Origin of the sequence: Tenacibaculum sp. UWU-22, from assembly GCF_041021355.1 — a bacterium.
Lineage (GTDB): Bacteria > Bacteroidota > Bacteroidia > Flavobacteriales > Flavobacteriaceae > Polaribacter.
The window spans coordinates 776126-787713 of record NZ_JBFNGP010000001.1; the positions used below are offsets into that span (position 1 = coordinate 776126).

The window sequence follows — 11588 nt, forward strand, 5'->3', positions numbered from 1 at the left end:
GAATACTACAAAAGTAACTAAAATTTAATGATATGTTTACGGGAATTATTGAAACCCTTGGGGTTATAACAAATATAGATAAAGATAAAGAAAATTTACACCTTACTATTAAAAGCACAATCGCTCCATCATTAAAAATTAATCAAAGTGTTGCTCATAATGGTATTTGTTTATCTGTAGTTTCTATCGAAAACGACGAATATATTGTTACCGCAATTAAAGAAACTATTGCAAAAACAGCTATTGGTGATTGGCAAGTAGAAGATGAGGTAAATCTTGAGCGAGCAATGGCATTAGGTGACCGATTAGATGGGCACATTGTTCAAGGGCATGTAGATCAAGTAGGCGTGTGTACAAATATTACATTTGAAAAAGGAAGTACGGTTTTTACTTTTAGCTATTTACCCACAAAAAACAATATAACGATTGAAAAAGGTTCAATTACAATAAATGGTGTGAGTTTAACGGTGGTAGAATCGAAAAAAAATGAATTTAGCGTTGCTATTATTCCTTTTACTTTAGCACATACAACTTTTAAACATGTAAAAATGAATACTCGGGTAAATTTAGAATTTGATGTAATCGGAAAATATGTGGCACGATTAACAAAACCTGAGTTGTTTTAAACAATTTTTAAATTTGACGTAAAACAACAACTTTAGTCTTCAGTAAAACCCCTGTCTATAGATATTTTTCTACCTGCTTCTTTTAATAGTTTTGAAGCATTTCCATCATCTCTATCATCTAATCTATTTATTCTCCCCATAATCGTTAACCCAGCAATTATTGTGCTAGAAAAATCAAAGATAGGTACTGAAATAGCTGTATAATCAGACAAAATACCTCCGCGACTTTGACTTATTCCTTTTTCCCTTATGTTCTTTAACATTTCTTGAATATCAGCTAAACCATTAGGAAAATTAGAGTTGTTTCCATTTAATTGAATCTCTTCAATTAACATAGGGTTTATAATAGTTTCTGGTAAATAAGCTGAAAAATTTTTACCTAAAGCAGAAGTTAACAACGGTAATACGCTACCAATACGCAAATCAAAAATAGTTTGACTAAAAGCTCCATCAACTCTATTAATAATTGTAGGACCTCTATTACCCCAAACCCCTAAAAAAACGGTATGACCTAAATCATGTGCTAATTCTTCCATTACTGGCTTACAAACAGCCATTAATCTTACCTGGTCTAAATATCCTAACCCTAATTTTAAGCAATAATTACCTAAACTATAAAACCCAGTACTTGTGTTTTGTTCTACAATACCTAAGTTTAAAAAACTCACTAAATAAGAGTGTATCTTACTCGGAGACAAACCACTACTTTCTGAAATCTCTTTTAAAGGTAGTGGTTTAGGTGATTTTAGAAGCACATCTAAAATTGAAAAACCAACATTAATGGATTGTATTCCGTTTTTTTTCTTCACTTTTTCCATAAAAATATGTTGGCAAATATACAGATTTAGTACTTACCAGACAGCAAAGCTCCTGCATTTGGAACTTTTGCCTCTAGATTAAGCTCTTTTAACATTTTATAAGTTGTACAAATTGCTGCTGTAATTACTGGTATTCCTACTTCATCTTGAACGGCTTGAACCGAAGGTAATGAAGGCATTTGCACACAAGCAGACAAAACAATAGCTTCAACACCATCAAGATTTAAATCTTTATAAATTGATTTTAAATTTTCTGGGTTTAATGCTGCCACTTCTAAATTATCTGCAACCTCTAAAGCAATATAATCTTTAACTACAAAATCTTGATCTTCAATATAATCAACTACCATTTTTGTAAGAGGCTTCATATATGGAGCTATTACAGCAATATTTTTAACCCCTAATGCTGTTAAACCTTCAACTAAAGCTCCTGCACTAGTTACTATAGGTGTAGGAAAACCATTTTCAACTGTTTTTTGATGTAATCTATCTTGTGAAACGCAATGATATCCCTTACCCATAGCCATAATTGCTACTAAACAAGCGTATCCCATCACATCAACTTGTGCATCTGAAAGCTCAGTAGCACAAACATCAGAAGCAGCATCCATAGCTGCTAATTCTTCTTTCGTTACTTTTTTCATTCTCATTCTAGCAGAATGAAACGTAAATCGTTCTGGCAAAATATCTTCTCGATTTCTAAACATTGCAGGAATTTCTGTTTCCATCGTTACGTTAGAACTCGGTACTATTTGACCTATTCTGTATAGTTTTTTCTTACTCATAACTACCCTTTAACAATATAATTACGTAAAGTCCCTATTTTTTCGATTGAAACTTCAACAGTATCTCCTGGAATCATCCATTCTTGTGGCTCTCTACCCGCACCAACACCTGCAGGAGTTCCTGTAGCTATAATATCTCCTGGCTCTAAAGTCATTCCTTCACTAATATCTTCAATAATAGCATTTACATTAAATAGCATATACTTTGTATTTCCATTTTGCTTTTCGACACCATTTACTTTTGTTATTATTTGTAAGTCATGCGGATTTGTAAGTTCATCTGCAGTAATAACACAGGGTCCCATTGGCGCATAAGTATCTTGCCCTTTAGAAACAATCCATTGCCCAGAACGGCGACAATCTCTAGCACTAATATCATTAATAATTGTGTAACCAAAAACATAATCTAATGCATCTTTTTTATCAACCTGCTGTGCTCTTTTGCCCATAACAACAGCTAACTCACCTTCCCAATCCATCTGTTGAGTTATATTAGCAATATGTTTAATCGAATCGTTTGGACCAATTACAGCAGTAGGTGGTTTTGCAAAAATTACACATTTTTGAGGTAATTCTTTAGAGGTGTCTAACGAGCGAGCTGATTCAGCTACATGTTCGGTATAATTTAAACCTATCCCAAAGATATTCTTTCTTGGTCTTGGAATTGGAGCAGTAATAATTGCATTTGCATACGGAATACTAATTCCTGCTAATAAATATGTTTCAATTGTTTTTAATTTTTCTGCTACAGCCTTTACAGCAATTGATCCCATATCAATAAACTCTAACATTGTAGAAGGCAAATCTAACTTAATACTTTCACCTAATAATTCCATATCAATAATTAGGTTTTGATGAACGATTCCTAGTCTAATTTCAGCTTCTATATTCTCTCTATAACTTACTAATTTCATTGTCTAATTTTATTTATGATGTTATTTTTTGATGTCCTTCAGGATGTTCTTTTTCTTGATAATAATCTAATTTTTCAATGGTTGGCAAATCATTAAAATTGAATAGGTATAACTCTTCTGTTTCAGATGTGTTAACAAACTCATGATACAACCAAGAAGGGATACAAAACATATCTTTTTCTTTGAAATCATATCTTTTCCCATTAATAATTACAGCACCTTTCCCCATAGCTACTTGAAACATAAATGAACCTGTATGTTTGTGAGCTTTAGTATGCATTTTAGGTGGCAACATTTGCATACTTGCTCCCATTGTTTGCATTGGGTGACCTCCTGTTAAAGGGTTTGAATAACGCATTAAATAACCATCAAACTCACAAGGCTCACTAACCTTTGCCATGTTTTGTAAAGCTTTTTGTGTTGTTTTCCAAGGATAACGAAACATCGGAGAATACGGTTTATCCCATTTTTTATCCATTGGAATTACACCTGCTTCAGAATACCTATTAGGCGAATAATTTCTTGGCACTACCTCTTCTTGCCCTCCCGTTTCTTCAGCTAAAACGCCATAATCATTTGCCTCCAGAGCATTAGCAAGTGGTATGTCTAAACCGTCCATCCAAATACATGTTTCTCCATCTTTAGCAACCCCATGTTCATGCCACACTCCATTGGGAGTAATTACAAAATCTCTAGCTTCTAAATCAATTTTATTACCATCTACAATAGTATAGCCTTTTGACCCCTCCATTATAAAACGTAAAGCTGCGGCAACGTGTCTATGTGCTGGTGTAAACTCACCTGGCTGCGTTATTTGAACCCCTGCATACAACCAACCTACAGCCGCTTTTTCCTTAATTCTATTCTTATTCTGAAGATACACAACACGTCTACCAGCCTCGCCAGGGGTTACTAATCGTGCTGCTTCTAAAACATATGGTCTTAACTTCTCATAATCCCAAAACATAGGTGCAGAGATAGTGTGTGGCTCCCAAGGCTCTATATCATTAGCTACTGTCCATAAAGCACCTGTATCCATAGATTGTAAATCTGAATAATATTTATCCAGCTCATCAGTATTTTTTACACGAGATCTTCCGTATATATCATTGCTTTTATTTTCCATAATAAATATATTTGTTTAAATTATTCTTTAAAATTTATTGCTTTAATAGGTTTGTTATTTACTCTTAAATCAAAAATATCGAAACGATTATAATGCCCAATAATATCATGCATTTGCTTTGGCTGAATACATTCTGTTAAATCAATATCTGCATATACTATTCCGTCATCATCAATTAATGAATCTCCTATAACTTGCCCATTTGGATCTAAAAAACCTGTAAATGTACTATTCTTCCTTTCAAACAACTCCCTACAATCTGGAGCCTCCTTTTCAAAAAATTGTATAATTTCTTCTGAAATTGTCGAGCACGACACAATTGTAAAAAGCTTTCCTTCAAAAGAATGTGCTGCTGCTCTAATTTTAATAGCCTCAGACATATTATAAGTAGTTGGTGCTACCGGCAACCCTATATAATTAGCTATATGAACTAATTCACCTTGCGCTAAAAGCGTAAATCTTGCTAATGTATTCGTATTTTCACCACATGCTAAAGTTCCTAACGGCCCCACTGAAGTATCATACACTTTTAAAGAAGAACCATCACCTCCCGTCCATGTTAACTTCTCTGCCCAAGTGGGAACTAATTTTCTGTGTTTACCCATCAACTCTCCTTTATCAGAAATAATTAGGTTAGTATTATACAAAACCCCCGCTTTTATAGGGTCTTTTTCATTCACTCCTATAACAACATTACAACCACACTCTCTAGCCGTTTCAAACAAAGGTCTTAATTCTTTATCATCAACAAACACAGAGTTCAAATACAACTCTTTAAACCACTTACTACCTTGTACTGGGTTAAGAATCCAATTCCAATACGGATATGCACACACAAAAACTTCTGGAAAAGCAACTAACTTCGCACCATTTGAAGACACTTCTCTTATAATTTTACAGGCTTTTTCTACAGTAGCCTCAACATTAAAAAAAACAGGACTAGTTTGTACTGCAGCTACTTTAAATTTTTTCATTTCTCGCATATCATAAATTATTTTACAGTTCAAAAATATGAAAAATAATTCAATATTTACGAATTTTAATTTTTTATTATTTTTCTAAAAATATTATAAGTTTTATTTTAAAAAACATAACTACTTGTTTATTAGATATTTAAATGGCTTTTAGGTGATAAATTATCTGTTATAAAAAATATTTTTTTTACATTATTGATGAATTTATTTTAATATTACTGAAATAATATATATATTCGTGTCATATTTATTAATATTAGAGATACAATTTAAAAATCTTAAAAACTTTTATACCTATGATACACTTAAAAGATAAAGTATGCATTATTACAGGTGGCGCAGCCTCTATTGGCTTGGAGATTAGTAAAAAACTAATCGATTTAGGCTGTAAAGTTGCAATTGCAGCTAGATCTCCCGAAAAAGGCAAAAAAGCAGAAGCATCACTAGGTAAAAATGCACTATATATTAAAACCGACATTGGTGTAGACGAAGATTGCAAAAACTTAATCGAGAAAACGATTGAAGCGTTTGGCAAAATAGATGTACTTATAAACAATGCATGTTCATATGGAGACGAGGGTGCTAAAACCACACGCGAAGTTTGGTTGCAAACCTTAAATATAAATGCTGTATCTGTTGCTATATTAGGTGAAATGGCAAGACCACACCTAAAAGCTTCAAAAGGCAATATAATTAATATAGGTTCTGTATCAGGGGTATTCCCACATATAGAACGCTGGGCCTATCCCGTTTCTAAAGCAGCTATGCTGCATTTAACCAAGACACAAGCTGTAGAATATGCCCAAGATAAGATTCGTGTCAACATGATACGCTTAGGACATATTTGGTCTGATCCGTTTGAAGGATTGACAGGAGACGACAGAGCTCACGCAAATAAAGTATCTGAACCTTATAATTTAATGAATAGAGTTGCGGATGGCGAAGAGGTAGCTAATACTGTAGCATTTGTAGCTTCTAGTGCTGCATCTTACATGACTGGCTGCGAAACAGTTGTTGATGGAGGTTATAGCGCAATGGGACCCGAAGGGCACACCCCATTATTTCCATTATTAGCTAAATAATTAGGATCATGAAAAAAACACAAACAGAGTTACCAATATTTCTGCACATTGATCACACTGGATTAATCGTTCCTAATTTAAATGAAGCAAGCAGATTCTATTGTGAAGCATTTGGTGCCGAAGAATTATATGGATTGAGCCCATGGTGGTCAATTCTTTAATTCAGGGTTTCCTCAATTTATAAATATAGAAAAAGAATAGATGAGGCAGAAAGTTTTAGAAAAGCCTAAAACCAACAGATCATTATCCAAATGGATATAATAGTTTAAATCTTAAATAAAAAATAGTTAATAATTTAAAATAACAGTAATGAAAAAAATACTAATTATTGGGGCTGGACAATCGGGCCTTCAAACAGGTATAGGTTTAGTCAAAGCTGGCTTTGATGTAACCATAGTAACAAATAGAACTGCCGAAGAGGTTGAAAAAGGCAGAATTTCATCTAGTCAATATATGTTTGATATGGCTTTACAAAATGAGCGTGACTTAGGTATTGAGTTTTGGGGAGATGATGAAAATTTACAAGGTCATTCGGTTGGATTAGCTGTAGCCAATCCTGAAAACCCCTCAGAGACAGCTATAAACTGGGTAGGTAATTTAACCTCTGGTAAAGCTATTGGTCTATCGATAGACCAACGTGTGAAGTTTCCAAGATGGATGAAAGAATTTGAAAAATTAGGCGGAAATCTTATCATTCATGACGCTGATGTTCAATATATAGATAAGTTATCGGCAGATTATGATCTTACCATCGTTGCTGCAGGTAAAGGAGATATTGTAAGAATGTTTGAAAGAGATGATGAAAAATGCATGTATGATAAGCCTATGCGTGCATTAGGACTTACCTATGTAACTGGTATGAAACCAAACAAAAACCCAGGGGTGCGTTTTAATCTGATACCTACCGTAGGCGAATACTTTGTGTTTCCAGCATTAACTACAACAGGATATTGTGAAATAATGGTATTTGAAGGAGTGCCAGGTGGACCAATGGATTGTTGGGGAGACGTAAAAACACCTGAAGAACACCTTGCAAAAAGTAAATGGATAGTAGAAACTTTTGCTCCATGGGAAGCTCATAGAATCAAAGATATTCAACTTACGGACGACAACGGTATACTAGCAGGCAGATTTCCTCCTACGGTAAGAAAGCCTGTAGCTACACTACCTTCAGGAAGAAAAGTATTAGGTATAGCCGATGTAGTAGTGGTAAATGATCCTATCACAGGACAAGGATCTAACAATGCATCAAAATGTTCTAAAATATACCTAGATTCTATCATCGCCAACAAAGACAAAGAATATGACGAGACTTGGATGCAAAAAACATTTGATGAATATTGGAAGTATGCCGAGTTAGTAACGCTATGGACCAATACGCTATTAGGTCCACCACCACCATACGTATTAAATGTGTTAGGAGCTGCAGGTCAGATACCTTCTTTAGCTGACACCATCGCAGATAACTTTAGTGACCCCACTAAGTTTTTCCCTTGGTGGTTAGATGAAGAAAAGGCTAATAATTTAATAAAAGAAAAAGCTCAAGTTAGTTAAATATATAAATATGTCTGAAGAAAAAATAAAATTTAGAAATTCATGCGGTGCCTTTGCAACTGGTATTACAGTAATAACTTCAAAGTTTAATGATAATATTTCGGGTATGACTGCAAATGGCTTTATGTCAGTATCATTAGAACCACCACTCATTGCCGTTTCTATAGGTCTAAAACAGAATATGCATGAAACGATAATGCGGTCAAATGTTTTTGGAGTGAGTATTTTAGATCATAACCAAGAAAATATTAGTAACCATTTTGCTGGTAAACATAATCCTGATCTTCAAATTGAATTTAGTGAAAGTAACGGAATACCATACCTAACTGACAATCATGCCTATTTTTTGGCAAAAGTGGTTTCAAAACACAAAGAAGGTGATCACACCATTTTTATAGGAGAAGTGCTAGAGCACGGTACTAATGATAAAAATACCCCTTTATTATTTTATAAAGGAAATTATAAAAAAATCAATCATAAACAATGAAAATTACAGTTATAGGTGGTGGTCCTGGAGGTTTATATTTTTCCATTCTAACTAAAAAACGAATACCAAATGCTCAAATTGATATCTATGAGCAAAACAAACCCGATGATGCTTTTGGTTTTGGCGTGGTGTTTTCTGACGAAACATTAAGTGAGTTTTTATCATACGATGAACGCTCTTATGAACTAATAAGAAATAGTTTTGCATATTGGGACGATTTAGACGTTGTAAGAGACGGCGAAGCAGTTAGAATTGAAGGTAATGGCTTCTGTGGATGCTCAAGAAAAACACTATTATTATTACTGCAACAACGTTGCAAAGAAGAAGGCATTAACCTTCATTTTGAAACACGAATTGATGACCTCTCTCAATTTTCAAATAGTGATATTATTGTTGCTGCAGATGGTATTAATTCAGGTATACGCAAACAATACGAAAAAGAGCTTGGCACAGAAGTCACTATGATGAAAAATCGTTTTATCTGGTGTGGCTCAACAAGACCTTTAGATGCTTTTACTTACTTTTTTAAGAATACTAAATACGGTGCATTCTGCGCCCATACTTATCAGTATGAAAAAGGTAAAAGCACATGGATTTTTGAGTGCTCTCCTGAAACTTACGAAAAAGCAGGTTTTGAAGAAAAAAACGAAGAAACATCTGTTGCAATATTGAAAGAACTTTTTAAAGAAGAATTAGATGGTCACGATTTAATTACCAATCGTTCTTGGTGGAGAAGTTTTCCTCATGTTTATAATAAAAATTGGCATTATAAAAATATTGTTATATTAGGTGATGCAAAAGCAACAGCACATTATTCTATTGGTTCTGGTACAAAATTAGCCATGGATTGTGCTATTGGCTTATCAGACGCTGTTGTAGAAAACCCAAACAATATTCAAAAAGCATTTGATAAATATGTAAACACACGCCGAAATATTGTTGACATGATTCAACATGCTGCCGATGTTTCGTTACAATGGTTTGAAAACATAGATAGACATATGAAATTAGATTTCGACACTTTCAGTTTCAGTACTATGTCGCGTAGTAAGAAAATTACTATTGAAAATCAAGCCCGTAGAGATAAAGCTTATGCCGATAGAATTATTAAAAACTTCAACAAAAAAGCAGGTTCTAAAGATTTAAACACACCACCAGCATTTACACCTTATTCTATTGGAAATGTAGCATTACCAAACAGAGTTGTAATGAGCTCAATGGGGCAATACAATTCTGAAGACGGTATGCCATCCGATTGGGATTTGGTACACTATTCTTCACGAGCAGTTGGCGGTGTAGGGTTGTTATTTACAGGTATGGCAGCCATATCGCCCGAAGCTCGCCTTACCCCAAAAGATTATGGTATTTGGAATGATGCCCAAGTGGCAGAATGGAAGAAAATCACTGATTTTATCCATGCCAATACCGATTCAAAAATAGGTATTGAAATTGGTCACGCAGGTAGAAAGGGTGCAGTTAAGCCTTATCAATTTAATGAACCCCTGACATCTGGCGGATGGGACCTAATATCGGCGGATGCCATTCCATTTAAGACTGGTTTTCCTACACCAAAAGCCATGGATGTCAAGGATATGGAGAATATTAAAACACAATTTGTAGATGCTGCCAAACGTGGTGTTAAGGCAGGTTTTGATGTGATTGAGTTACAAATGCACAATGGATTTTTATTGGCATCGTTCTTATCTCCTTTAACCAACCAACGCAAAGATGATTTTGGTGGAGCTATAGAAAATAGAGCTAAGTACCCATTAGAAGTAGTTACCGATATTATTAAAAATATTGGAGAGACACCGCTGATTGTTAAACTGAATGTTGAAGACTGGAGCGAAGGCGGCATTACCAAAGAAGATGTAGAGTATGTATCCCTTCAATTAAAAGCATTAGGCGTCGCCATGATTGATGTCAACACAGGCAACACGGTTCCTAATCAAAATCCTCGCATGGGTAGAATGTGGCAAACACCCTATTCTGAATGGATTAAAAATAGTATAGATATACCTGTAATAACCACAGGTAGAATAGAAACCATAGACCAAGTAAATACAGTGCTTCTCAATCACCGCGCTGATTTGGTAGCCTTGGGTAGAACATTGTTAATCAACCCATACTTTGTGTTGCAAAGTAAGGCATACGAACAATACAATACTGGCAATTGGGAGCAGGCAGGAATTCCTCAACCTTATTGGGCTGGTGCTGAATTATACTATATCAAATCGCGCAAGGATAGAGAGGAGTTTGAAGATATGAAACGAAAGCTAAAACCAAAGTCGCATCAAAATAAATAACATAAAGGCAGTATTCTATAATGAATGTAGATAAGTTGAAGAATTAATTTTAAAATTATATTATCATGGTAAATATACAAGAAGCCTTAAAAGGCAGTAAAATCGTTGATTTATCTCATACCTTGAATGAATCATTCCCAACCTTACAGCTACCTCCCGAATTTGGACAAGGTGCGCCATTTAAGATCACTAAAATATCAGAATATGATGAAGCGGGGGGCAATGCTTGGTATTGGAATAATTTCTCTTGTTGCGAACATACAGGTACGCATTTTGATGCCCCTGCCCACTGGGTTACGGGCAAAGATTATCCTAATAATTCAGTAGACACTATACCTGTCGACAATTTTATTGCACCCGCATGTGTAATTGATTGTTCTAAAGAAGTAGCAAAGACTCCTGAGTTTGTTTTAACCCCCGAATTTATTCAAAAATGGGAAAAAGAAAATGGCGAGATTGAATCTGGTTCATGGGTTTTATTCCGAACTGATTGGTATAAAAGAGGCTTAGGTTCTGAATTTATGAATATTCAAGAAGATGGATTAGCACATACCCCGGGACCCTCTAAAGAAGCCGTAGAATATCTAATTTCTAAAGACGTGATGGGATTTGGAGTGGAGACTATCAATACCGACTCTGGAATGTCGTTTACATGGGAAATGCCATTACCTTGCCATACACTAATGCACGGTGCTGGCAAATATGGTCTACAATGTTTAAAGAATTTAGATAAATTACCTGCCAAAGGAGCTGTAATAATAGCAGCACCCTTAAAGATTGAACATGGTTCTGGCAGCCCACTTAGGGTATTAGCAATGATACCTTAAGCATAATAATAAACAGGTAAAAAAATTACCGAGTAAAAACACAATTTTTCTCAAAAGGCAAAAAAATAAAATCTTAGAAAAAAAATAAA

At 34.6% G+C, this 11588-nt stretch carries 12 protein-coding genes; 7 read left to right on the forward strand and 5 right to left on the reverse strand.

Annotation, left to right across the window (positions count from 1 at the left end; genetic code table 11):
* Positions 1-32: 32 nt before the first annotated feature.
* A complete protein-coding gene (locus AB2B44_RS03460) occupies positions 33-626 on the forward strand; it encodes a riboflavin synthase (protein ID WP_369048155.1) in 594 nt (197 codons plus the stop codon).
* A 32-nt stretch (positions 627-658) separates the two neighbouring features.
* Here AB2B44_RS03460 and AB2B44_RS03465 read toward each other — a convergent pair whose 3' ends face one another.
* The 5 genes from AB2B44_RS03465 to AB2B44_RS03485 are packed head-to-tail and all read right to left on the reverse strand — an operon-like array spanning position 659 to position 5252.
* Positions 659-1444, reverse strand: coding sequence for an IclR family transcriptional regulator (locus tag AB2B44_RS03465; protein ID WP_369048156.1), 786 nt, complete (start codon positions 1442-1444; stop codon positions 659-661).
* A 26-nt stretch (positions 1445-1470) separates the two neighbouring features.
* The gene (locus AB2B44_RS03470; protein ID WP_369048157.1) at positions 1471-2229 is read right to left on the reverse strand and encodes an Asp/Glu racemase; all 759 of its coding nucleotides are present in this window, start codon (positions 2227-2229) and stop codon (positions 1471-1473) included.
* 2 nt (positions 2230-2231) lie between these two features.
* A complete protein-coding gene (locus AB2B44_RS03475; RefSeq protein ID WP_369048158.1) occupies positions 2232-3143 on the reverse strand; it encodes a fumarylacetoacetate hydrolase family protein in 912 nt (303 codons plus the stop codon).
* Positions 3144-3156: 13 nt separating this feature from the next.
* Positions 3157-4269 (reverse strand): cupin domain-containing protein, encoded by a 1113-nt coding sequence (locus AB2B44_RS03480; RefSeq protein WP_369048159.1) that lies wholly within the window; start codon positions 4267-4269, stop codon positions 3157-3159.
* Between the two features lie 20 nt (positions 4270-4289).
* On the reverse strand, positions 4290-5252 hold the full coding sequence (locus tag AB2B44_RS03485; RefSeq protein WP_369048160.1) for a carbon-nitrogen hydrolase family protein: 963 nt from the start codon (positions 5250-5252) through the stop codon (positions 4290-4292).
* A gap of 287 nt (positions 5253-5539) precedes the next feature.
* On the opposite strand from AB2B44_RS03485, the gene AB2B44_RS03490 reads away from it, so the two are divergent.
* From AB2B44_RS03490 to AB2B44_RS03515, 6 genes are all read left to right on the forward strand, one after another.
* The gene (locus AB2B44_RS03490; RefSeq protein WP_369048161.1) at positions 5540-6325 is read left to right on the forward strand and encodes an SDR family oxidoreductase; all 786 of its coding nucleotides are present in this window, start codon (positions 5540-5542) and stop codon (positions 6323-6325) included.
* An 8-nt stretch (positions 6326-6333) separates the two neighbouring features.
* Entirely contained in the window at positions 6334-6486 is a 153-nt protein-coding gene (locus tag AB2B44_RS03495; protein ID WP_369048162.1) for a VOC family protein, read from the forward strand.
* Positions 6487-6634: 148 nt separating this feature from the next.
* Complete coding sequence (locus AB2B44_RS03500; RefSeq protein ID WP_369048163.1) at positions 6635-7879, forward strand: styrene monooxygenase/indole monooxygenase family protein; 1245 nt, start codon at positions 6635-6637, stop codon at positions 7877-7879.
* 10 nt (positions 7880-7889) lie between these two features.
* On the forward strand, positions 7890-8366 hold the full coding sequence (locus tag AB2B44_RS03505) for a flavin reductase family protein (protein WP_369048164.1): 477 nt from the start codon (positions 7890-7892) through the stop codon (positions 8364-8366).
* Positions 8363-10672: an FAD-dependent monooxygenase gene (locus AB2B44_RS03510; protein WP_369048165.1), complete on the forward strand. Its 2310-nt coding sequence runs from the start codon at positions 8363-8365 to the stop codon at positions 10670-10672. The genes AB2B44_RS03505 and AB2B44_RS03510 overlap by 4 nt, the downstream gene beginning before the upstream one ends.
* 65 nt (positions 10673-10737) lie before the next feature.
* Entirely contained in the window at positions 10738-11499 is a 762-nt protein-coding gene (locus tag AB2B44_RS03515) for a cyclase family protein (protein ID WP_369048166.1), read from the forward strand.
* Positions 11500-11588 lie beyond the last annotated feature (89 nt).

Excerpts from the sequence above, each read along its gene's own strand:
- AB2B44_RS03505 (WP_369048164.1), top strand. The coding sequence starts at position 7,890 with ATGTCTGAAGAAAAAATAAAATTTAGAAATTCATGCGGTGCCTTTGCA.
- AB2B44_RS03475 (WP_369048158.1), bottom strand. The coding sequence starts at position 3,143 with ATGAAATTAGTAAGTTATAGAGAGAATATAGAAGCTGAAATTAGACTA.
- AB2B44_RS03515 (WP_369048166.1), top strand. The coding sequence starts at position 10,738 with ATGGTAAATATACAAGAAGCCTTAAAAGGCAGTAAAATCGTTGATTTA.
- AB2B44_RS03470 (WP_369048157.1), bottom strand. The coding sequence starts at position 2,229 with ATGAGTAAGAAAAAACTATACAGAATAGGTCAAATAGTACCGAGTTCT.
- AB2B44_RS03500 (WP_369048163.1), top strand. The coding sequence starts at position 6,635 with ATGAAAAAAATACTAATTATTGGGGCTGGACAATCGGGCCTTCAAACA.
- AB2B44_RS03490 (WP_369048161.1), top strand. The coding sequence starts at position 5,540 with ATGATACACTTAAAAGATAAAGTATGCATTATTACAGGTGGCGCAGCC.
- AB2B44_RS03480 (WP_369048159.1), bottom strand. The coding sequence starts at position 4,269 with ATGGAAAATAAAAGCAATGATATATACGGAAGATCTCGTGTAAAAAAT.
- AB2B44_RS03460 (WP_369048155.1), top strand. The coding sequence starts at position 33 with ATGTTTACGGGAATTATTGAAACCCTTGGGGTTATAACAAATATAGAT.
- AB2B44_RS03485 (WP_369048160.1), bottom strand. The coding sequence starts at position 5,252 with ATGCGAGAAATGAAAAAATTTAAAGTAGCTGCAGTACAAACTAGTCCT.
- AB2B44_RS03510 (WP_369048165.1), top strand. The coding sequence starts at position 8,363 with ATGAAAATTACAGTTATAGGTGGTGGTCCTGGAGGTTTATATTTTTCC.
- AB2B44_RS03495 (WP_369048162.1), top strand. The coding sequence starts at position 6,334 with ATGAAAAAAACACAAACAGAGTTACCAATATTTCTGCACATTGATCAC.
- AB2B44_RS03465 (WP_369048156.1), bottom strand. The coding sequence starts at position 1,444 with ATGGAAAAAGTGAAGAAAAAAAACGGAATACAATCCATTAATGTTGGT.